20 protein-coding genes are annotated in these 22612 nt (G+C 59.4%); 11 read left to right on the forward strand and 9 right to left on the reverse strand.

The genetic code is table 11. The annotated features are described in order from the left end of the window. From QOM10_RS01045 to QOM10_RS01080, 8 genes are all read left to right on the forward strand, one after another. A complete protein-coding gene (locus QOM10_RS01045) occupies window positions 1-402 on the forward strand; it encodes an ExbD/TolR family protein (RefSeq protein ID WP_003220570.1) in 402 nt (133 codons plus the stop codon). 368 nt (window positions 403-770) lie between these two features. Further along, a complete protein-coding gene (locus tag QOM10_RS01050) occupies window positions 771-1352 on the forward strand; it encodes an alpha/beta hydrolase (protein WP_077570156.1) in 582 nt (193 codons plus the stop codon). A gap of 55 nt (window positions 1353-1407) precedes the next feature. Continuing rightward, on the forward strand, window positions 1408-2340 hold the full coding sequence (locus tag QOM10_RS01055) for a sigma 54-interacting transcriptional regulator (RefSeq protein ID WP_150750231.1): 933 nt from the start codon (window positions 1408-1410) through the stop codon (window positions 2338-2340). A 166-nt stretch (window positions 2341-2506) separates the two neighbouring features. After that, a complete protein-coding gene (locus QOM10_RS01060) occupies window positions 2507-3304 on the forward strand; it encodes a MetQ/NlpA family ABC transporter substrate-binding protein (RefSeq protein ID WP_127925415.1) in 798 nt (265 codons plus the stop codon). A 923-nt stretch (window positions 3305-4227) separates the two neighbouring features. Next, a complete protein-coding gene (locus tag QOM10_RS01065) occupies window positions 4228-4893 on the forward strand; it encodes an amino acid ABC transporter permease (protein WP_008083580.1) in 666 nt (221 codons plus the stop codon). Then, complete coding sequence (locus QOM10_RS01070) at window positions 4874-5533, forward strand: amino acid ABC transporter permease (protein ID WP_007918714.1); 660 nt, start codon at window positions 4874-4876, stop codon at window positions 5531-5533. The genes QOM10_RS01065 and QOM10_RS01070 overlap by 20 nt, the downstream gene beginning before the upstream one ends. Beyond that, window positions 5530-6312, forward strand: coding sequence for an amino acid ABC transporter ATP-binding protein (locus QOM10_RS01075; protein ID WP_316917435.1), 783 nt, complete (start codon window positions 5530-5532; stop codon window positions 6310-6312). The genes QOM10_RS01070 and QOM10_RS01075 overlap by 4 nt, the downstream gene beginning before the upstream one ends. Beyond that, window positions 6309-7181, forward strand: coding sequence for a transporter substrate-binding domain-containing protein (locus tag QOM10_RS01080; RefSeq protein ID WP_316917436.1), 873 nt, complete (start codon window positions 6309-6311; stop codon window positions 7179-7181). The genes QOM10_RS01075 and QOM10_RS01080 overlap by 4 nt, the downstream gene beginning before the upstream one ends. Window positions 7182-7504: 323 nt before the next feature. On the opposite strand, the gene QOM10_RS01085 is transcribed toward QOM10_RS01080, so the two are convergent. Next, window positions 7505-8701, reverse strand: a complete 1197-nt coding sequence (locus QOM10_RS01085) for an AAA family ATPase (protein WP_150649909.1) — start codon at window positions 8699-8701, stop codon at window positions 7505-7507. A gap of 201 nt (window positions 8702-8902) precedes the next feature. Between QOM10_RS01085 and QOM10_RS01090 the strand changes: the two genes are divergently transcribed. From QOM10_RS01090 to QOM10_RS01100, 3 genes are read left to right on the forward strand one after another with little or no spacing between them, the layout of a single operon-like run. Next, window positions 8903-10006: an efflux RND transporter periplasmic adaptor subunit gene (locus tag QOM10_RS01090; RefSeq protein WP_316917437.1), complete on the forward strand. Its 1104-nt coding sequence runs from the start codon at window positions 8903-8905 to the stop codon at window positions 10004-10006. Next, window positions 10003-11067 carry an efflux RND transporter periplasmic adaptor subunit gene (locus QOM10_RS01095; RefSeq protein WP_127925420.1) on the forward strand — a complete coding sequence of 355 codons (1065 nt, stop codon included), beginning with the start codon at window positions 10003-10005 and terminating at the stop codon, window positions 11065-11067. Before QOM10_RS01090 ends, QOM10_RS01095 begins: the two co-directional genes overlap by 4 nt. Beyond that, window positions 11064-14117, forward strand: coding sequence for an efflux RND transporter permease subunit (locus QOM10_RS01100; RefSeq protein WP_316917438.1), 3054 nt, complete (start codon window positions 11064-11066; stop codon window positions 14115-14117). The genes QOM10_RS01095 and QOM10_RS01100 overlap by 4 nt, the downstream gene beginning before the upstream one ends. Window positions 14118-14234: 117 nt before the next feature. Here the strand turns inward: QOM10_RS01100 and QOM10_RS01105 are convergent, their stop codons facing one another. The 8 genes from QOM10_RS01105 to QOM10_RS01140 form a co-directional block, all read right to left on the reverse strand. Next, window positions 14235-14864, reverse strand: a complete 630-nt coding sequence (locus QOM10_RS01105) for a class I SAM-dependent methyltransferase (RefSeq protein ID WP_316917439.1) — start codon at window positions 14862-14864, stop codon at window positions 14235-14237. 170 nt (window positions 14865-15034) lie between these two features. Beyond that, window positions 15035-15679 (reverse strand): methionine ABC transporter permease, encoded by a 645-nt coding sequence (locus tag QOM10_RS01110; protein WP_316917440.1) that lies wholly within the window; start codon window positions 15677-15679, stop codon window positions 15035-15037. Continuing rightward, window positions 15669-16790, reverse strand: a complete 1122-nt coding sequence (locus tag QOM10_RS01115; protein WP_316917441.1) for a methionine ABC transporter ATP-binding protein — start codon at window positions 16788-16790, stop codon at window positions 15669-15671. Before QOM10_RS01115 ends, QOM10_RS01110 begins: the two co-directional genes overlap by 11 nt. Before the next feature lie 2 nt (window positions 16791-16792). Next, complete coding sequence (locus tag QOM10_RS01120) at window positions 16793-17602, reverse strand: MetQ/NlpA family ABC transporter substrate-binding protein (RefSeq protein ID WP_316917442.1); 810 nt, start codon at window positions 17600-17602, stop codon at window positions 16793-16795. A gap of 119 nt (window positions 17603-17721) precedes the next feature. Then, on the reverse strand, window positions 17722-19080 hold the full coding sequence (locus tag QOM10_RS01125; protein ID WP_316917443.1) for an LLM class flavin-dependent oxidoreductase: 1359 nt from the start codon (window positions 19078-19080) through the stop codon (window positions 17722-17724). Then, complete coding sequence (locus QOM10_RS01130) at window positions 19080-20273, reverse strand: SfnB family sulfur acquisition oxidoreductase (RefSeq protein WP_316917444.1); 1194 nt, start codon at window positions 20271-20273, stop codon at window positions 19080-19082. The genes QOM10_RS01125 and QOM10_RS01130 overlap by 1 nt, the downstream gene beginning before the upstream one ends. Window positions 20274-20296: 23 nt before the next feature. Beyond that, the gene (locus tag QOM10_RS01135) at window positions 20297-21538 is read right to left on the reverse strand and encodes an SfnB family sulfur acquisition oxidoreductase (protein WP_316917445.1); all 1242 of its coding nucleotides are present in this window, start codon (window positions 21536-21538) and stop codon (window positions 20297-20299) included. Window positions 21539-21806: 268 nt separating this feature from the next. Then, on the reverse strand, window positions 21807-22571 hold the full coding sequence (locus QOM10_RS01140; RefSeq protein WP_160037818.1) for a hypothetical protein: 765 nt from the start codon (window positions 22569-22571) through the stop codon (window positions 21807-21809). Between the last annotated feature and the right edge of the window lie 41 nt (window positions 22572-22612).

The raw sequence follows: 22612 nt of genomic DNA on the forward strand, positions 1-22612 counted from the left end.
ATGGCCTTCTCCACGCAAGACAGTGACGAGGTGCTCAGCGAGATCAACGTGACCCCGCTGGTGGATGTGATGCTGGTGCTGCTGGTGGTGTTTATCGTCACCGCGCCGCTGCTGACCAATGCGATCCCGATCAACCTGCCGAAGACCGAAGCGGTGGCGCCGGTCGAGCAGAAGGATCCGCTGGTGGTGAGCATTGATGGTGCCGGCAAACTGTTTATCAACAAGGATGAGATTCAACCGGACTTGCTGGAATTCAACCTCAAGTCGGCCAAGGCCAAGGACCCGGAAGTGCGCGTGCAATTGCAGGCCGATGACGGGGTGAATTACGGCGAAGTGGCGCGAGCGATGGCTTCGATTGAGCGGGCGGGGATTACCAAGTTGTCGGTGATTACTGCGCGGTAACAGGATTTACGTTTTTCCGGGGCCGTCTCCTTGGCAGGGTGCGGCCCTTTTTTTATTTCTGGCGGGGGAGAAAAGCCCCTCACCCTAACCCTCTCCCAGAGGGAGAGGGGACCGACCGTGGTGATTTTTCAAGGTACGCCGACCTGAAATATCCAGTCGAACTCCGGATTGGAAAGGCTAGTTGATCGGCTCCCTTTCCCCCTCGCCCCCTTGGGGGAGAGGGCTGGGGTGAGGGGGAAAAAGATTTCAAGCCATGCATAAATCTCATATTCAATTCAGATCTTAATAAATAGCTTCTTATTCCTTAACGAATATAAATCCCCTCCCTATACTCGTTCAGGAACAGACACGACGCAGGAGAGCTCCCCATGCGCAACGAATCAATCCGCTACCTGATTGTGCCGGGCTGGCAAGGATCGCCAGAAGATCATTGGCAAAGCCACTGGCAGAACAGCCTGCCGAATAGCGCGCGGGTCGAGCAGGCCGATTGGCTGACGCCGCGTCGTGAAGACTGGGTCGCGGCACTGGCCGAGGCGATTGCCGCCGACAGCACGCCGGTGATCCTTATCGCCCACAGCCTGGGCTGCGTCACGGTTGCCCATTGGGCAGCCACTGCGCCGCTGCAATACCTGCGTCAGGTGCGCGGCGCCTTGCTGGTCGCACCGGCCGATGTCGAGCGCCCGGCCTGCGCGCCGGCGCTGCGTAACTTCGCACCGATTCCGACTGATCTGCTGCCGTTCCCAAGCCAGGTCGTCAGCTCCGACAACGACGCCGCCGTCAGCGCACCGCGCGCTCTGGAACTGGCGCGCAACTGGGGTGCCGAGGCGGGGATTCTCGCCGGGGCCGGACACATCAACGTCAAGTCCGGGCATCAGCGTTGGGAGCAGGGTTTTGCCTATCTCTATCGCCTGCAAAACCGCATGGAACACCACGCCCGTCGGCGCGCCTGATTTCTTTTTTCTTTGAACGCCCCCGTCTCCCGGCGGTTTTGGGCGGGAGTCTGCCATGAGTTTCGAAACCTTCGGTCAGCCGTTGCTGACCTTTCCCGATGCTGAAAAAAGCCCCCTGAGCATTCGCGCCAAGGCGCTGGTTTTTGTCGACCCGCGCTCGCGTCAGTTGCGCGAAGAACTGGAGCAGTTGGCGCCGCGTTCGACCTCGGTACTGATCCGTGGCGAGACCGGCACCGGTAAAGAATTGCTTGCCCGGCATATCCATCGCGCCAGCGACCGCAGCGGGCTGTTCGTTTCGGTCAATTGCGGTGCGATCAGCCCGACCTACGCTGATGCCGAACTGTTCGGCTATGCCGCCGGCAGTTACAGCGGCTCGGCCAGCAGCCGTGCAGGCTGGTTCGGTTCGGCCAACGGCGGCACGCTGTACCTCGATGAAATCGGCGATTTGCCGCTGCCGATCCAGATCAAATTGCTCGCCGCCCTGGAGAACCACGAAGTCACCCGTGTCGGTGCACATCAACCGAGTCCGGTGGATGTGCGCCTGGTCGCGGCGACCAGCATCGATCTGGCGCAAGCAGTGGACGCTGGCAAATTTCATGAGCGGCTCTATCACTACTTGAGCGAAGGGCAACTGGCACTGCCCGCCTTGCGCGCGCGTATTGGCGACATTCTTTCGTTGGCCGAGTATTTCCTCGGCATTTATAGCCAGCGTCTGGATCTACCGGTGCCGCTGATCAGCGAAGCAGCGCAACACGTGCTCGAACAACACAGCTGGCCGGGCAACACCCGCGAGCTGGAAAACGTCATTCACTTCGCCTTGTTGGTGAGTACCGGTGACGAGATTCTGCCGGAGCACCTGAATCTGCCCGAGGTGTCTGGGCCGCAGCTTCAGATCGAGCGACTGGTTGCACAAATCAACATCGGCGGCAGCGTCGATGAACGTAAGGCATTGAAAGATTTGCTGATTCGTCTGAGTGCGGCGTTGTAATCGTTTCGTTCAACATGAACAAAATGGAATATGAAGCTGAATAAACGTTATTGTCCGGGAATAAAAAATCCCGGTATTGTCCGACCCACGCCAGCGATATCACTTCACTGGCACACGTATTAATGCCGTCGTCGATGACGACCGTGATTTTCGATAAGGACACTGCATGAAAAAGGTTCTGTTGTTTACCGCATTGGCGGCTGCTCTGACTGCTTCCCTGGCCAATGCCGGTGAGAAACTGGTGGTTGCCGCGACCCCGGTGCCGCACGCTGAAATCCTCGAGCTGATCAAGCCGACCCTGGCCAAAGAAGGCGTGGATCTGGAAATCAAAGTCTTCACCGACTACATTCAACCGAACGTACAGGTTGGCGAGAAGCGTCTGGACGCCAACTACTTCCAGACCCTGCCGTACCTGAACAGCTTCAACCTGGGCAAATACAAGGACGACAAGTCCAAGTACCTGGTGACCGTGCAGGGCGTGCACGTTGAACCGTTCGGCGGCTACTCGAGCAAATACAAGACCCTGGCTGAACTGCCGGACGGCGCCACTATCGCCATCCCGAACGAAGGCAGCAACAGCGGCCGCGCTCTGATCCTGCTGCAGAAGGCTGGCCTGATCGAGCTGAAAGATCCGAAAAACGCCCTGGCAACGCCGAAAGACATCGCCAAGAACCCGCACAACTTCAAGTTCAAGGAACTGGAATCGGCCCTGCTGCCACGCGTTCTGAAGGAAGTTGATCTGGACATGATCAACACCAACTACGCGCTGGAAGCCAAGTTGAACCCGCAGAAAGATGCGCTGGTGATTGAAGGCGCTGACTCGCCGTACGTAAACTTCCTGGTGGCCCGTGAGGACAACAAGAACAGCGACGCGATCCAGAAACTGGCCAAAGCCCTGACCAGCCCGGAAGTCAAAGCGTTCATCGAGAAGAAGTACAACGGCGCGGTACTGCCGGCGTTCTGATCTGACGCTTGAGTGAACCCCTTCAAGGTGTGAAAACGCCGATGGCCAGTGATGGGCATCGGCGTTTTTGTGTGTGCGTTGGAAAAGCCCCTCACCCTGACCCTCCCGAAACGTCGGACCGCCCAGAGGGAGAGGGGACTGATCGGGGGATGCTGTAGAAGTACGCCGACGTGAAAGATTTCTGCTGAATCCATAATCGACTCGATCTTTCAGGTCGATGTTTGACGTAAGACACCTCGGTAGGCTCCCTCTCCCAGAGGGAGAGGGGACTGATCGGGGGATGCTGTAGAGGTACGCCGACGTGAAAGATCTCTGCTGAATCCATAATCGACTCGATCTTTCAGGTCGATGTTTGACGTAAGACACCTCGGTAGGCTCCCTCTCCTGGAGGGAGAGGGGACTGATCGGGGGGATGTCGTAGAGGTACGCCGATGTGAAAGATCTCTGCCGAATCCATAATCGACTCGGTCTTTCAGGTCGATGTATGACGCAAGACACCTCGGTCGGCTCCCTCTCCCTCCGGGAGAGGGCTGGGGTGAGGGGCTTTTGATTTACGCTGTGGCTTTCAGCGCCCGCCTCAACGCCACCAACAATTTCACAATTTCCTGCGGATCCAGTCGCTGCGGCACTTTTACGTCCATGTTTTCTTCCTTGTTATGGGTTTGGCCGGGGGAGTCTGGCCAAAAGCTGTTCATCCTTGGAGGGCTTTCGTGAAAAAAAGATCCGTCCTACAGCGCAAAGGAAAATAGCCTTCTTATTCCTTCCCGGCAAACCCACAAGATAGTTTTTTGGGTGATATCAATATGCTTTAACGGTATTTAAATTCTTGTTTTTATACCTATAAAGTCGATGTCTGCCGGACAGCCATCCGCTGCCCATGGACTGCATCACCGTCGCTTACCGAGCGGCGTCCAGGACGCTTCATGACCTTTGATTACGCTTTTATCCTCAGCACCCTGCCGGCATTTCTCAAAGCCGTGGGCGTGACGCTGCAGGTCGGTTTTATCGCCATTGGCACCTCGTTGTTGGTGGCACTGCTCAACGCGACGATTCTGGTGTTCCGCACGCCTTACCTGCAAAAACTCGTGGGCCTGTACGTGGAGCTTGCGCGCAACACGCCGCTGCTGATCCAGTTATTTTTCGTCTACTTCGCTTTGCCGGCAGTAGGGATTCAGGTGTCCGGTTTCACCGCCGCGATCATCACCATGACTTTCCTCGGCGGCGCCTATCTGACTGAAGTGCTGCGCGCCGGCGTCGACGCGGTGCCGCAGGCGCAACTGGAATCGGGGCGTTCCATCGGCCTGTCCCACGGCCAGTTGCTGCGCTACGTGATCCTGCCGCAAGCGGGGATCCTCAGCCTGCCGTCGCTGTTCGCCAATTTCATTTTCCTGCTCAAGGAAACCACCGTGGTTTCGGCGGTGGCGGTGCCGGAAATTCTCTACACCACCAAGAGCTACATCGCGCTTTATTACAAAACCTACGAAATGCTCGCCGTGCTGACACTGATCTGCGTGCTGTTGTTCTTGCCGCTGTCGCTGTTGCTCAGCCGTCTGGAAAGGAGGCTCCAGCATGGCCAGTTCGGGTCTTGAACTGCTCTGGGTGTCGTTGCCGCAACTGGCCAAAGGCGCCGGGCAAACCCTGTCGATCTCGTTTCTGAGCATCGCCATCAGCACCGTTGGCGGCGTGCTCTACGGTGTGCTGCGAACGCTCAACGTGACGTGGCTGAACGCGATCCTGCGGGTGTATCTGGAGCTGTTCCGGGCGATCCCGGTGCTGGTCTGGCTGTATTTGTTGTTCTTCGGTCTGCCGATTTTCTTTGGTCTGAGCATTCCGAGTTTCTGGTGCGCGGTGCTGGTGCTGTCGTTGTGGGGCGCCAGCGAGGTCGGCGAAGTGGCGCGCGGTGCGCTGCATTCGTTACCGCGCGGGCAGCGTGAAGCGGGGCTGTCGATCGGTCTGAACGCCGCGCAACTCTACGGCTACGTGCTGCTGCCACAAGCGCTGAAGCGCATGACGCCACCGACCATCAACGTCTACACGCGAATCATCAAAACCAGTTCGCTGGCGGTGCTGATCGGAGTGGTCGATGTGATCAAGGTCGGCCAGCAGATTATCGAGCGCACCTACGAATCGGTGCTGATCTACGGCGCGTTGTTCCTGTTTTTCTTTTTCATCTGCTACCCGCTCTCGGCCGCCTCGCGCGTGCTGGAGCGGCGCTGGACGCAAGCATGAGCGCATTGATCGAGTTTCACGGTTTCAACAAATTCTATGGCGAGCAGCAAGTGCTCAACGGCATCGACCTGCAAGTGCAGAGCGGCGAAGTGATCGTTATCCTCGGCCCCAGCGGCTGCGGCAAAAGCACCTTGCTGCGTTGCCTCAATGGTCTGGAAGAAGCCCACAGCGGCAGCCTGAAATTTCTCGGCCGTGAGCTGCTGGACAAGGCCACTGACTGGCGCGAGATCCGTCAGCAGATCGGTATGGTGTTCCAGAGTTATCACCTGTTTCCGCACATGAGCGTGCTCGACAACCTGCTGCTCGGCCCGCTCAAAGTGCAGAAGCGTCAGCGCCGCGAAGCGCAACAACAAGCCGAAGCTTTGCTCGAACGCGTGGGTCTGGCCGACAAGCGCGACGCCTTCCCGCGTCAGCTGTCCGGCGGTCAGCAGCAACGCATCGCCATCGTCCGTTCGCTGTGCATGAACCCACGGGTGATGCTCTTCGACGAAGTCACCGCCGCCCTCGACCCGGAGATGGTCAAGGAAGTTTTGCAGGTCATTCAGGGCCTGGCCCGCGAAGGCATGACCCTGTTGATCGTTACTCATGAAATGGCCTTCGCCCGCGCGGTGGCCGATCGCATCGTGTTCATGGATGCCGGGCGCATCCTTGAACAGACCCCGCCCGAGATTTTCTTTATGAACCCGCAAACCGCACGCGCGCAGCAGTTTCTGGAGAAGTTCTCCTTCGTTGCAACACTGCCAGAAACGAATCCGACAAAGGAACTGGAACTGTTATGAAAACTGCCGCTTTTTTACTGCCCTTGCTGAGCCTCGCGTTGCTTGCCGGTTGCAGCAAAACCGAAGAACCGCCGAAGCCAAAAGTCGCCAGCGAGAGTGCCGCGCCGGCCGGTTACCTGGACAAGATCAAGGCTCGCGACAAACTGATCGTTGGTGTTTTTACCGATAAACCGCCATTCGGTTTTGTCGATGAGGCCGGGCGCTACGTCGGCTTCGATACCGACATCGGTCGGCGTTTCGCCAAGGATCTGCTCGGCGATGAAAACAAGGTCGAGTTCGTTGCCGTTGAACCCGCGAGCCGCATTCCATTTCTGCAAAGCGACAAGGTCGACCTGATCCTCGCCAACATGACCGTCACGCCTGAGCGCAAGGAAGCGGTGGAGTTCACCAACCCAAACCTCAAGGTCGCGGTGCAGGCGTTGGTGCCGCAAAGCAGCTCGGTGAAAAAACTCGATGATCTGGCAACCCGCACCACCATCGTCACCACTGGCACCACCGCTGATATCTGGCTGACCAAGAATCATCCGGACTGGAAACTGCTGAAATTCGAGAAAAACTCCGAATCGCTGCAAGCTTTGGCCAACGGTCGTGGCGATGCTTATGCACAGGACAACCTGGTGTTGTTCAGCTGGGCCAAGCAGAACCCGGGCTATCGCGTGCTCGATGAAAAGCTCGGTGCCGAAGCGCCGATTGCGCCGGCGGTGAAGAAGGGCAATATCGAGCTGCGCGACTGGGTGAATACTGAGCTGGCCAAACTGGGTGAGGAGAAATATCTGCTCAAGCTGTACGACCAATATGTGCGTAAAGAGCTGAGTGATGACACCAAGCCTGAGAGCGTGATTGTCGAGGGTGGCAAGTGGCAGGGGTGATTGCCTGTTGAATCGGTGGTGAGGCCTGCCCCTCACCCCAGCCCTCTCCCGAAGGAGAGGGAGCCGACCGAGGTGTCCTGCGTCATACATCGACCTGAAAAACCGAGTCGATTATGGATTCACAACAGCATTTTCAGGTCGGCGTAATTCCCGAACATCTGCGGTCAGGCCCCTCTCCCCGTAGAGAGGGAACCGATCTCTGGGCTTTTCAAAACCTGAGTTCAACTCGAGACTTTCATGTCGGCGTAGTTCGAAAGAACAACTCGGTCAGTCCCCTCTCCCTCTGGGAGAGGGCTAGGGTGAGGGGCTTTTGGCTTGAACGCTCAATCCGGCCAGTTCCACGCCGGCTCATCCAGCACCCGCTGCCCGACAATCCCGGTCTGCCCCAGTGTCTTCTCCAGCACAATGCAGTTGCACTCCGGATCTTCCTGCAACGCCGAAATCAACCGCCGCGCATGCGACACCACCCACACCTGACACTGCTCCGAGGCACGGATAATCAACCGCGCCAACGCTGGCAACAGATCCGGGTGCAAACTGGTTTCCGGTTCGTTCAGTACCATCAATGACGGTGGCCGTGGCGTCAGTAATGCCGCGACGAGCAGCAGATAGCGCAACGTCCCGTCCGACAGCTCCGCCGCCGATAACGGCCGCAACAAACCTTCCTGATAAAACTCGACTGCAAACCTGCCACCGGCCTGTGCTTCGATATGCACCCGAGCGCCAGGAAACGCATCAGTAATCGCCGCACGCATGGCGTCGCCGTCACCAATCTCGATGATGGTCTGCAAAGCTGCCGCCAAATCCCGCCCATCGTGATGCAGCACTGGCGTGCGCGTGCCCAATTGCGGTTGGCGTACGGGCGCATCGGCATCGCTACGAAAGTGATCGTAAAAGCGCCAGCGGCGAATGAACTCGCGCATCTGAAACACTTCCGGCGAGCTGCGCAGGCTACCGACCTGATCAAACAAACTGTCGAAATTCGGCGTGTGTTGCGCCAGCACGTCCCATTGGCGCTCGTTGCGTGCGCGGATCATCGGGCCGTCGCGATCCACCAGCAGGCTGGCGGGACGGTAAAGCGCGCCGGCCCAGATGCATTCGCGCTTGATCTGCGGGTCGAGGCTGAACCGCGAGGGGATCGGCCGTGAATGTTCGGGCAACATGAAGTGCCCGTTGGAATCGGGCAGGCCGAGGCTGATCGAATAACTGAAATCCTCCCCGGCAAATCCCAGACGCAGGCGCTTCACACCTTGGCGCACCGTCGACTGGATCGGCACCTCGCCGTTACGCATGCGCCGGCTGATGGTTTCCGGCCCGGCCCAGAAGGTCGACTCCAGCCCACCCTCACGGGCCAGCGCATTGACTACGCCGCCCTGAGCGGTTTCCGCCAGCAGGCGCAAGGCCCGGTAGAGGTTGGACTTGCCGCTGCCGTTGGGGCCGGTGATCAGGTTCAGCCGGCCGAGCGGGATCACCAGTTTGTTGATCGAACGGTAATTGGCCACTGCCAGAGTGTTAAGCATGGAATTCCTTCTCTTGAGACGCCTATTGTAGGAGCTGCCGCAGGCTGCGATCTTTTGATGTTGTTTTTAAAAGATCAAAAGATCGCAGCCTGCGGCAGCTCCTACAGGAAAACATGGGGGACGAACGGGCGAACGTTGAACCCTGTTCTAAGCTCACAGTCGTATCGTCACTTGCACGTTCGTACACAGGAAGGAGTCTGCATGGCGAGTCCCGGTTTGAAAACAGCGGTCATGCTGAGTCTGTTCACTTTGGTGACCGCATGCGGCGAGAAAAAAGCTCCTGAGGAATACCTGCCCAGGGTCTTCGTACAGGAAGTGAAACCCACGGATTACGCGGTTTCGGTGACATTGACCGGTGACGTGCAGGCGCGCGTGCAGACCGAATTGTCGTTCCGCGTCGGCGGCAAGATCATCCAGCGTATGGTCGACGTCGGTGACAGGGTCACGGCCAAACAGGTGCTGGCCAAGCTCGACCCCAAGGATTTGCAGACTAACGTGGATTCGGCTCAAGCCCAGGTCGTCGCTGAACAAGCCCGTGTGAAACAAAGTGCGGCCGCCTTCGTGCGCCAGCAAAAACTCCTGCCCAAGGGCTACACCAGCCAGAGCGAATACGATTCCGCCCAAGCCGCGTTGCGCAGCAGCCAGAGCGCCTTGAGCGCGGCGCAGGCGCAATTGGCTAATGCGAAGGACCAGTTGAGCTACACCGCACTGATCGCTGATGCCCCGGGGGTGATCACCGAGCGCCAAGCCGAAGTCGGCCAGGTCGTGCAGGCCACGGCGCCGATTTTTTCGTTGGCCCGCGACGGCGACCGTGACGCGGTGTTCAACGTCTACGAATCGCTGCTGGCCGAGCGTCCTGCGGATCCCTCGATCGTCGTCAGCCTGCTCGATAACCCTGCCATCAAAACCACCGGCACGGTGCGTGAAATCACCCCGGCGGTGTCGGCGCAGTCCGGCACGGTGCAAGTCAAAGTCAGCCTCGACAGCCTGCCACAAGGGATGCAGCTGGGCTCGGTGGTCAGCGCCACGGCCAAGGGCAGCGGCAAGTCGGCAGTCGAATTGCCATGGTCGGCGCTGACCAAAAACATCAGTGATCCGGCGGTGTGGATGGTCGACGATAAAGGTGAAGCGCAGTTGCACAACGTGACCGTCGGCCGCTACCTGATCGGCAAGGTCATCATCAGCGAAGGCCTCAAGGGCGGTGAGAAAGTCATTGTGGCCGGTGGGCAGTTGTTGCATCCCGGCATGAAAGTCGAAATCGCTGAAAACACCTACAAGGATCTGCAGCCGGGAGCGCAGCCATGAAGCGTCTGGGACTGTTATCCGTGGGTGTGTTGCTGGCGGCGTGCTCGAAAAGCGAGCCACCTCCGGAGCCGGTACGTCCGGTGTTATCGGTCAAGGTTCAGGCGTTGAGCGAGGAAAGCCTCGGGCGGTTCGCCGGCAGCATCCAGGCGCGTTATGAAAGCAACACCGGTTTCCGCGTCGGTGGCCGCATCGCCAGCCGCAACGTCGATGTCGGAACCGAAGTGCAAAAGGGCACGCTGCTCGCCACCCTCGATCCATCTGATCAGCAAAACCAATTGCGTTCGGCCCAGGGCGACCTGGCCAAGGTTCAGGCGCAACTGATCAATGCTCAGGCCAATGCCCGCCGTCAGCAGGCACTGTTCGATCGTGGCGTAGGGGCGCAGGCACAACTGGACATCGCCACCACGGACTTGAAAACCACCCAGGCCTCGCTGGACCAGGCTCGGGCGGCGGTCAATCAAAGCAAGGACCAGCTCGGCTACACCGAACTGCGTTCCGACCATAAAGCCGTGGTCACCGCGTGGAACGCCGAAGCCGGGCAAGTGGTGACGGCGGGCCAGCAGGTCGTGACTCTGGCGCAACCGGACATCAAGGAAGCGGTGATCGATCTGCCCGACACCCTGGTCGATCAGATTCCCTCCGACGTGGTGTTTCTGGTGGCCGGGCAACTCGACCCGAGCATCAACACCACGGCAACCCTTCGCGAGATCGAGCCGCAGGCGCAAAGCGCCACGCGTACTCGTCGCGCACGCCTGACGCTGGCCGAGACACCGGACGGTTTCCGCCTCGGCACGGCGATCAGCGTAACCCTCAGTTCAGCGATCAAACCGCGCATCGAATTGCCGGCTACCGCTGTGCAGGAGGTCGACGGCAAACCACGGATCTGGGTCATCGACACCCAGAGCAAAACCGTCAGCCCTCGCGACGTCAGCGTGATCAGCCGCACCGACAGCAGCGTGGTGCTCGCGGGCGGCGTGAAGAACGGCGAGCGCGTGGTCAGCGCCGGCGTCAACAGCCTCAAACCCGGACAATCGGTAAAACTTGACGAGGACAGTCAATGAAAGGCTCTTTCAACCTCTCCGAATGGGCCCTCAAGCATCAGTCATTCGTCTGGTACCTGATGTTCGTCGCGTTGCTGATGGGCGTGTTTTCGTACTTCAATCTGGGCCGCGAAGAAGACCCGTCGTTCACCATCAAAACCATGGTGATCCAGACCAAATGGCCGGGCGCGACCCAGGAAGAAACCCTCGCGCAGGTCACCGACCGCATCGAGAAAAAACTCGAAGAACTCGACTCCCTCGACTACGTGAAAAGTTACACGCGCCCCGGTGAATCGACGGTGTACGTGTACCTGCGCGACACCACCAGCGCCAAGGACATCCCGGAAATCTGGTACCAGGTGCGCAAGAAGATCGACGACATTCGCGGGCAGTTCCCCCAAGGTATTCAAGGGCCCGGGTTCAACGACGAGTTCGGTGATGTGTTCGGCTCGGTCTACGCCTTCACCGCCGACGGCCTGACCATGCGCCAGTTGCGCGATTACGTGGAACAGGCGCGGGCCGAGATCCGCAATGTACCGGGGCTGGGCAAGATCGAAATGATCGGCCAGCAGGACGAAGTGATTTATCTGAACTTCTCTACCCGCAAACTGGCGGCGTTGGGTATCGATCAGCGTCAGGTAGTGCAGAGCCTGCAATCGCAGAACGCCGTGACCCCGGCCGGTGTGATCGAGGCGGGCCCTGAGCGGATTTCCGTGCGCACTTCGGGGCAGTTCGCCTCGGAAAAAGACCTGGCCGAGGTCAATCTCAAGCTCAACGACCGTTTCTATCGTCTGGCTGACATCGCCGACATCACTCGCGGTTACACCGATCCGGCTACCCCGGAATTCCGCTTCGACGGCAAACCGGCCATCGGTCTGGCGATTGCCATGCAGAAGGGCGGCAACGTTCAGGCGTTCGGCAAGGCGTTGCACCAGCGCATCGATGAACTGACCGCAGACTTGCCCGTTGGCGTGGGTGTACACACCGTGTCCGATCAGGCGGTGGTGGTGGAGGAGGCCGTTGGCGGCTTTACCAGCGCGCTTTTCGAAGCCGTGATCATCGTGCTGGTGGTGAGTTTTATCAGCCTCGGCGTGCGCGCCGGCCTGGTGGTGGCGTGCTCGATTCCGCTGGTGCTGGCGATGGTGTTTGTGTTCATGGAATACAGTGGCATCACCATGCAGCGGATTTCTCTCGGTGCCTTGATCATCGCCCTCGGCCTGTTGGTGGACGACGCGATGATCACCGTGGAGATGATGGTCACGCGCCTGGAAATGGGCGAGAGCAAGGAGGAGGCCGCGACGTACGCGTACACCTCAACGGCGTTCCCGATGCTAACGGGGACGCTGGTGACGGTCGCCGGTTTCGTGCCCATCGGCCTCAACGCCAGTTCCGCCGGTGAGTACACCTACACGCTGTTTGCGGTGATTGCCGTGGCCATGATTGTGTCGTGGATTGTCGCGGTGTTCTTCGCTCCGGTGATCGGCGTGCACATTCTCAGCGCCAACGTGAAACCCCATGACGCCGAGCCGGGCCGCGTCGGGCGTGCGTTCAATGGCGGTCTGTTGTGGGCGATGCGCAATCGCTGGTGGGCGATCGGTATCACCGTGCTGCTGTTTGCCCTGTCGATTTTTTGCATGCGCTTTGTGCAGAACCAGTTCTTCCCGGCATCGGACCGTCCGGAAATTCTCGTCGACCTGAACCTGCCACAGAACGCCTCCATCGACGAAACACGCAAGGCCGTCGACAAGCTGGAAGAAACCCTCAAAGGCGACCCGGACATTGTGCGCTGGAGCACCTACATCGGTCAGGGCGCGATCCGTTTCTATCTGCCGCTCGACCAGCAATTGCAAAACCCGTACTACGCACAACTGGTGATCGTCAGCAAAGACTTCGAGGCCCGTGAGGCACTGAGTCAGCGTCTGCGCGAGCGCTTGCACAAGGACTTCGTCGGCATCGGCAGTTACGTCCAGGCGCTGGAAATGGGCCCGCCGGTGGGGCGGCCGATCCAGTACCGGGTCAGTGGCAAGGACATCGATCAAGTGCGCAAGCACGCCATCGATCTGGCCACCGAACTGGACAAGAATTCGCACATCGGCGAGATCATTTACGACTGGAACGAGCCGGGCAAAGTCCTGCGCATCGACATCGCCCAGGACAAGGCACGGCAGCTCGGGCTGTCCTCCGAAGACGTGGCGAACCTGATGAACAGTATTGTCAGTGGCGCGCCTCTGACCCAGGTCAACGACGACATCTACCTGATCAATGTGGTCGGCCGGGCGGTGAATTCGGAGCGCGGTACGCCGGAAACGCTGCAGAATCTGCAGATCGTTACGCCCAACGGCACATCGATTCCGTTACTGGCATTCGCCACTGTGCGCTATGAGCTGGAACAGCCGCTGGTGTGGCGTCGCGATCGCTTGCCGACCATCACCATCAAGGCTTCGGTGCGCGACGAGATCCAGCCGACCGATCTGGTGAAACTGCTCAAGCCGTCGATTGATGCCTTCGCTGACAAACTGCCAGTGGGCTACAAAGTCGCCACCGGCGGTACGGTCGAGGAAAGCGGCAAGGCGCAGGGGCCGATCGCCAAGGTCTTGCCGTTGATGCTGTTTTTGATGGCGACGTTCCTGATGATCCAGTTGCACAGCGTGCAGAAGATGTTCCTGGTGGCGAGTGTCGCTCCGCTGGGGCTGATCGGCGTGGTGTTGGCGCTGGTGCCGACCGGCACGCCGATGGGTTTCGTGGCGATTCTGGGGATTTTGGCGCTGATCGGCATCATCATCCGCAACTCGGTGATTCTGGTGACGCAGGTCGATGAGTTCGAGAAGAAGGGCTATGCGCCGTGGGATGCAGTGGTCGAGGCGACCGAGCATCGACGCCGGCCGATCCTGCTGACCGCAGCGGCGGCGAGCATGGGCATGATCCCCATCGCCCGCGAAGTGTTCTGGGGGCCGATGGCCTACGCGATGATTGGCGGGATCGTGGTGGCGACGTTGCTGACGTTGTTGTTCCTGCCGGCGCTGTATGTGGCCTGGTACAAGATTCGCGAGCCGCAAAAGGATGCCGCTTAAAAGCGAGTGCTGCGCACTCTATTCGCGAGCAGGCTCGCTCCCACAGTTGACCGAGTTGTCCAGGCGGACGCGGTCAACATGTGGGAGCGAGCCTGCTCGCGAAGGCGTCAGAACTGGCTATGCAGATTTACGCCAGACACTCGCCAACCAGGGCTGCTGCTCACGCGGCAGGCCCGCCGGGCGGTAGTAATGCTCAAGTTCGACAAACCCCGCGTCCGTCAGCAACCCTTGCCACGCCGCCAGATCGTGATACGAGCCATAACGCGGCCCGTTCCAGCCCTCACGATTATCCCCACGTGGATTGGAGCTGAACAACACGCCACCCGGTTTCAACGCGCCGTGCAATTGCTTCAATACCCGTGGCAATTCCTGCAACGGCACATGAAAAAGCACCGCATTGGCGAAGATCCCGTCGAAACGTTCGGCCGGCAGATCCAGCCTCAGAAAGTCCTGCTGCAACACTTCACAGCCACTGTCTTCGCGGGCCATTCGCGCAAACTCTTGCGAACCATCCAGCCCGACGGCGATGTGACCCATGCGGGTAAACGTCTGCAAATCCCGTCCCGGCCCGCAGCCGAAATCCAGAATCGTCAACGGCGCTGAACCCTGAATATGCCGCAGCAGCGCATCGATGTTCTGGCTGACATCGTGGTCGCGGGTGCCTTCACGGAAGTCTTCAGCCACCGAGTTGTAGTGGCCGAGGGTGGTCGCGGTGATCTGTTCGAGATCGGTGGGGGTCTGCTTCATGGTCGAGATACGCAGGCAGTTGGGATTCGCCGAATATACGCCATCGAGTTCGGGGCTGCTGCGCAGCCATTCGCGAGCAGGCTCGCTCCCACAGGGGAACACATTCCAAATGTGGGAGCGAGCCTGCTCGCGAAAGCGGTTTCAAGGGCGTGGCATGAATCCGGATGAGCTCAGCGCTTGTTCAACCCCCGCGCCAACCGATCCCCACCCAACTGAATCACCGCCACCAACGCCACCAGCAACACAATCACCGTCAACATGATCTGGCTGTCAAAGCGCTGATAGCCGTAGCGATAAGCGATATCCCCCAACCCACCGGCCCCAATCGCCCCGGCCATCGCCGAAGAGTTGATCATCGTCACCAGCGTAATCGTGAAACCGCCGACAATCCCCGGCAGCGCCTCCGGCAACAACACATGCCAGACAATGTGCCAACGCCGACAACCCATCGCCTGCGCCGCCTCGATCAAGCCATGATCCACCTCGCGCAGACTCACTTCGGCAATCCGCGCAAAGAACGGCGTCGCCGCAATCGTCAGCGGCACGACGGCAGCCCAGACACCGTAGGTGGTGCCTACAATTAACCGGGTAAACGGAATCAGCGCGACCATCAGAATCAGGAACGGGATCGAGCGGAACAGGTTCACGAATGCGCCCAAGGCGCGGTTGAGTATCGGCGCTTCATAGATCCCGCCCTTGTCGCTGGTGACCAGAATCACTGCCATGGGAATCCCCACCAGCAAGGCGATCAGCGACGACACGCCAACCATCAGAAACGTGTCGATAAAACCCTGCAGCAAGCGATCAAACCACATAACCCACCACCTCCACTCGTTGCGCCCATGGTGCGGCGCGTTCGCGCAATTGCTCGGCTCCGAACGCTGAACCACTGACGGCCAGCAACAATTGCCCCAACGCATGCCCCTGAATCCGCTCCACACCACCCTGCAGTAGCTTCACCCGCCCACCCAGTGCGGCGAACAGTGCGGCCAGATCCGGCTCATCACTGGCGCTGCCGGTGAACTGCAAGCGCAGCACCACAGCGGCGTCGGAGGAGGGCGGCTGCTTCTGCAAACGGCTTTGCAACTCCTCCGGCAGCGCGTGTTGCAGAGGCGCGAGCAAGGTCTGGCTGACCTCGTGCTGCGGATTGCCGAACACTTCCCACACCGGGCCTTGTTCGACAACCCGGCCGTGTTCAAGCACGACAACGCGGTCGCAGATTTCGCGGATTACGGCCATCTCATGAGTAATCAGAACGATGGTCAGACCCAAGCGTTTATTGATCTCGCGCAGCAGGCCGAGGATCGACTGGGTGGTCTCTGGATCGAGCGCCGAAGTGGCTTCGTCACAGAGCAAAATATCCGGGTCATGTACCAGCGCGCGGGCGATGCCGACGCGCTGTTTCTGCCCACCGGAAAGCTGCGCCGGATAAGCCTTGTGCTTCTCTTGCAGGCCGACCAGTTCGAGCAGTTCGCGAACCTTTTTTTCGCGTTGTTCCTTCGGTACTCCAGCCACTTTCAGCGGCAGTTCAACGTTCTGCCAAACGGTCTTGGCCGACATCAGATTGAAATGCTGAAAGATCATGCCGATACGCCGGCGCAAAGCAACAAGACGGTCTTCATCGAACTCGCCAATGTCGATCTGATCGATCAGCACCCGCCCCGAGGTTGGTTGTTCCAGACGATTGATCGTACGGATCAGCGATGACTTGCCAGCGCCGCTGCGGCCGATGATGCCGAACACTTCGCCGCGCTGAATGGCCAGATCGATGCCCTGCAACGCGGCGACCGGGCCTTGACGGCCGTTGTAGGTTTTACCCAAGCCGATGAAACGTACGTGGGCGCGATTCAACTCGGGGTGCAGTTCGGGTTTTTCAGCATTGTGTGGCTCTGGAATTTCCAGTCGCCGTTGGATCGCGGCCGTCATGCTCAGCTTTCCCAACCGGCTTGATACAGCTTGCCGTGAGCCTTATCCAGTGCCGCGCGAACGACCGGCGAATGCTGGTAGATGTCGACGAATTTGATCAGGCGCGGGTCGGTTTTGCTCTTCGGCTGGATGACGAACTGGATCACGTATTCCTTGTGGTCGAGACCGTCGAACAGCAGCGCCGAACCGGCATCGAAGGTCTTCGCCAGACGAATGTAGGCCGGGTAGCCCTGGACCAGATCGGCGTCGTCGTAAGCGCGCACCAATTGCACGGCTTCGACCTGGAGGATTTTGATTTTCTTCGGGTTGGCAACGATGTCGTCTTCGGTAGCCTTGTAGCCGACGCCCGGTTTCAGCGTGATCAAACCAGCCTTGGCCAGCAGCTGCAAACCACGGCCACTGTTGATCGGGTCGTTGGCGATGGCGACGCTGGCGCCTTCTGGCAGCTCATCGAAGCTTTTGTATTTTTTCGAGTAGAGGCCGACGTTGTTGATGATCCCCGGGGCGAATGGCACCAGATCAAAACCCGACGCGGCTTTGGCGTTTTCGAGGAACGGAATGTGCTGGAAGTAGTTCACGTCGATGTCGCCGGCGGCGAGGCTGACGTTAGGCGCGATCCAGTCGGTGAACTCCACCAGCTCGACTTTCAGGCCTTGTTTGGACGCTTCTTCGACGGCGGCTTCCAGCGGGATGGCGAAGGCGGCGGTGGTGCCGATTTTCAGTGGGGCGTCGGCGGCGAAGATGGCCGAGCTGAACAGGCCGAGGGCCAGGGCCAGTGCTTTGACTGGGTGGGACAGGCGTTTTTTGGTCATGATGGTTTTTCCAGTCAGTGCATAAATTTGTGGTGTATCGGATGGCCTCTTCGCGAGCAGGCTCGCTCCCACAGGGGAAATGCATTCCAAATGTGGGAGCGAGCCTGCTCGCGAAGCTTTTAATGCCGGTACGACGATCCGGTGTGTTGCTCGGGCAATTGCGCCGCACCGTGAAACAGCTTCTCGCGCAAGCTGCCGCTGTCATATGCGGTCTTGTACGACCCGCGCCGCTGCAACTCGGGAATCACCAGCTCAATGAAGTCGACGTAACTTTCCGGCGTAACAATCCGGGTCAGATTGAAACCGTCGAGGCCGGTCTCGGCGATCCACGATTCCAGCTCATCCGCGACGTGCTGAGGCGAGCCGACCACGGTGATGTAGCGACCACCGAGGGCGTGCTGGTCGAGCAATTTGCGTCGGGTCCAGTCGTTGTTCTGCAGGTTCTTGGTAGCCGACTGGATCGCATTGCTCTTCACGTACTGGATCGGTTCGTCGATTTCGTACTGGGAAAAGTCGATGCCGGTCGACGCGGAAAAATGCGCTACGCCGGCCTCGGCGCTGGCGTAGCTCAGATACTCAGCGTGCTTGGCCCACGCGGCTTCTTCCGTCGCGCCGACGATGACGTTGAGGCCCATGAACACCTTGATGTCCTCAGGGTTGCGCCCCGCTTCAACCGCGCTGGCGCGGACCTTGTCGACTTGAACTTTGGTCGACGGCTTGTTCTGGCCGCTGATGAACACGCATTCGGCATGACGACCGGCGAAGAGCAATCCGCGATCGGAACTGCCGGCCTGAAACAGCACCGGCGTCCGCTGTGGCGAAGGCTCGCAGAGGTGATAACCCTCGACCTGATAGAACTCGCCCTTGTGCTCGACCTTGTGCACTTTCTGCGGCTGCGCATAGATGCGCTGTTCGCGATCATTGAGCACCGCGCCGTTTTCCCAACTGCCTTCCCAGAGCTTGTAGAGCACTTCCAGGTACTCGTCGGCCTGATCGTAGCGACGGTCGTGTTCGACTTGTTCGCTGAGGCCCATGGCTTTGGCAGCGCTGTCGAGGTAGCCGGTGACGATGTTCCAGCCCACGCGACCACGGCTCAGATGATCGAGCGTGGACATGCGTCGGGCGAACAGATAGGGCGGCTCGTAGGTGAGATTGGCAGTCAGGCCGAAACCAAGGTTTTTGGTCACGGCGGCCATGGCTGAAACCAGCAGCAATGGATCGTTGACCGGCAACTGGATCGACTCTTTCAGCGGGACATCGACCGAGTTCTGATAGACGTCGTACACACCAACGATGTCGGCGATGAACAAGCCGTCGAACAGTCCGCGCTCCAGCAACTGCGCCAGTTCCGTCCAGTATTCGAGGGTGTTGTAGCGCGTCGAGGTGTCGCGCGGATGCGTCCACAGACCATGGTTGATGTGGCCGATGCAGTTCATGTTGAACGCGTTGAGCAGGATCTTCTTTTTCGCGGCGCTCATCAGATCGTCCCTCGCAACGGAGGGTTTTCATCGTTGAGGTAATAGTTGCCCACCGCGTGATATTTCCAGCGCACCGGGTCGTGCAAGGTGTGCACGCGGGCGTTGCGCCAGTGGCGGTCGAGGCCGTGTTCGATCAGGGTCGCCTGGCTGCCGGCCAGTTCGAACAGCGTGCTGCCGGCGGCCAAAGAGATTTCAGTGCTGATCGCCCGTGCTTCGGCAACGGCAATCGACGCGGCGGCAACGGTATCGGCGTTGGTCTCGGCTTGTGCGGCATCGAGGAACTCACCGGCACGCTCAAGCAGGGCTTCGGTAGCGTGCAGGCGAATGCTCAAGTGACCAAAGCTCTTCAACGTCAGCGGATCTTCGGTAGCTTTGTCGTTACCGGAATCGATCCACGGGCGCGTCTTGCTGCGCACAAAATGCAGCGCATCCTCGTAAGCAGCCCGGGCGATGCCGGTGTCGATGGCGGCGTGAAGGATCTGCGCCAGCGGGCCAACGGTAGTCGGACGCTCAAATGCGCTCTGGAAGGGCAGCACGTCTTCAGCCGAGACGAATACGTCTTCGAACACAACCGAGCCGCTGCCGGTGGTGCGTTGGCCGAAGCCGCTCCAGTCGTCGATCACCGTCAGGCCTTTGCTGTCACGCGGGACGAAGGCAAGTTGCTGCACACCGTTTTCATCAACCACGGAAGTCGGAATGCGCTGGGCGTAAATCGCCCCGGTCGAGTAAAACTTGCGACCATTGATGCGATAGCCGTCACCGTCGCGCTTAAGGCTGGTGACGCGGTCGTGAGCCGTTTTGGTGCCCAGTTCTGCCAGGGCATTACCGAAGCGTTGGCCGGCGAGAACCTCGGCGTACAGCCGTTGTTTTTGCGCGTGGCTGCCGTTTACGCGCAGCACTTCCAATGCATAAAAATGATTTTGCGGAATCTGTCCGAGCGAGCCGTCGGCCTGGGCGATCAAGGCGATGACTTTGGCCAACGTCACATTGGACACGCCAGCGCCGCCGTACTCCTTCGGTACGTTGATGGCCCACAAACCGGAGCGGGAAAATACATCGAGTTCCGCCAGCGGCAAGCGACGTTCACGGTCGCGCAGGGCGCTGTCGCGTTTGAAATCTTCGGCCAGGTCGCTGGCGACGATCAGGGCTTGCTCATCGCTGGTGATGACCGCGACGTGATGGGAAAAAGTCATAGGTTTCTCCAGATGTCTGGTCGTCAGATCCAGGAATGGCGAGCCGGCAGAGTGCCGTTGAGGCGATAGGCGCCGACCGCGTGATATTTCCAGCGCACCGGGTCGTGCAACGTATGCACGCGGGCATTACGCCAATGGCGGTCGAGATTGAATTCGGCGAGGGTCGCGCGGCTGCCGGCCAGTTCGAAAAGCTTCTCGCTGGCGAGCAAGGAAATCTCGGTGGTGAGCACTTTCGCTTCAGCCACAGCAATCGAGGCGCGGGCGGCGGATTCGGCAGTGAGCGGTGCGGCGTGTACTTGATCCAGGACTTTGCCAGCCTTGCGCAACAGCGCTTCAGCGGCGTGCAGTTCGATTTTCAGTTTGCCAATGTCGGCGATCACGTAAAGGTCATCGCTGGCGCGCTCAACCTTGGCGTCGATCCACGGCCGTGCGCGGGTTTTGACAAACTCAATGGCGTCGTCGATGGCGCCACGGGCGATGCCGGCGTCTATCGCGGCTTGAATCAGCTGCGACACCGCACCTTGGGTATTCGGGACTTCGTTGATCTTCCAGTTGTCGACCACCAGGTTCGACTCGACATGCACGTTGTTCAGCAGAATCGTGCCGCTGGCGGTGGTGCGCTGACCGAAGCCCGACCAGTCATCAACGATGCGCAAACCCGGTGTGCCACGACGGACGAAAGCCAATACTTGCTTGCCGTCATCGTTGAGCGCTTTCACCGCAACCCAATGCGCAAACAGCGCGCCAGTGGAGTAGAACTTCTGGCCGTTGATCACGTAATCATCGCCATCGGCGGTGATTCGCGCTTTCAGTTCCAGGGTGTTTTTGGTGCCGCGTTCCGGGCCGGCATTGCCGATGCGCCAGCCTTCCAGAACGCTCTGGAGCAGCTGTTTTTTCTGTGCTTCGGTGGCGCTGCCGAGCACCAGATTGATGATGCCGAACTGGTTCTGCGGAATTTGTCCCAGTGCCGGATCGGCTGCAGAAATAATCGCAAAAACCTCGGCCAGTGTGACGAACGAAACTTGTGGCCCACCGTATTCGCGCGGGATGGCGATGCTGCCTAATCCGCTGCGGGTGAACTGTTCGATTTCCGACCACGGCAGCTTGCGCTGACGGTCGCGTTTGGCTGCCTGCACGCGGGCGACTTGCGCCAGCTCATGGGCGGCCTTGATGGCTTGGGCGTCGTTGCGCAAGACCTGCGCGGGCAACAACAACGGGGCGATGTCCAGATCCGACTGGACGTTTGCGTCTGCCAGACTGGACATCAGTGCCGCTCCTTGGCTGCACGCAATGCCCTGGCGATCTGCACTGGGGTGATTGTGTTCCGGACCATACTGCCTACCTCACATCTCATGAAAAACGCCGCAAAAGTGCGGCGAACGAATGAATGTCCGGTGGTCCGGTTCATATACCCTAAGCGTGTATAAATATTAAATAAACTAACTTTTAGGAATATGCATAGAAGGGGTGATGGTCGGATTGGTTAAGCGTTTTCAGGTGAGGGGGCTGAACCCCCATCACCGGCAAAGCACATCAGTCCTTGCGCGATTCGGCTGCCTTGAGTTCCTGCCTCAAAGGGACTGTCAGATAAGGATTTACGCAGCCGATCTTCAAGGTGCGTGGCGGCGCCCAGCGTGAGTTGTTGCCGACCCGATCGAGAATGCAATACGTCACGTCCAGGCGCAGATCCTCGCCGGCTTCGACAATCACCGACGGCGGTACCCAGACCTGAATCGGCAACCCGACATCCGCAGCTGTGATCGGCGCCAGATCCATGCGTACATCGCCCCAGCGCAAGGTGATGGCGTCGTCCTCGGCCATGTTCAGGTATGGCTCGATGGTCAGCGGCACGCCGCGTTTGATCTGATTCGGGTTCACGCCCTGGCGGCGAATCGCGTCGGGGATTGTCACGGGAGCCAGTTGCTGGTTTTCATCCGCGCTCAGCGCTGAAGGCTGCCCACCGGGGCAGTCCAGTTTGACTTGCACTCGCGTCGCCGCCGAAAACGCCGGACCCTGACCGACCTGCATCACCCGGTAGTGAATGCGCGCGGTACCGTTGGCGATGAAACTCTCCGGAACCCGCAGGCTGACTGCCGTGCCGACGTCATCGGTCGTCAGCACTCTGGAAGCGACATAGCATTTATTCCAGAACAGCTCGATGAGGTCGCCGCTATCCATTTCGGGATAGGGCGACACCTCGATCTGCAGATGGGCGGCGGCGGCCAGATTGATGCCGGTTTTTTGCGCTGGCGCGAGAATCGGCGCTGCCAGCTCGGGGGTGTGCGAAGTACGGGTCATCGATTTCTCTCCTTGAAGCCTTGCAGCGAAGTCCGTTTCTG

The sequence above is a fragment of the Pseudomonas sp. P108 genome (genome assembly GCF_032613195.1).
Classification (GTDB): domain Bacteria; phylum Pseudomonadota; class Gammaproteobacteria; order Pseudomonadales; family Pseudomonadaceae; genus Aquipseudomonas.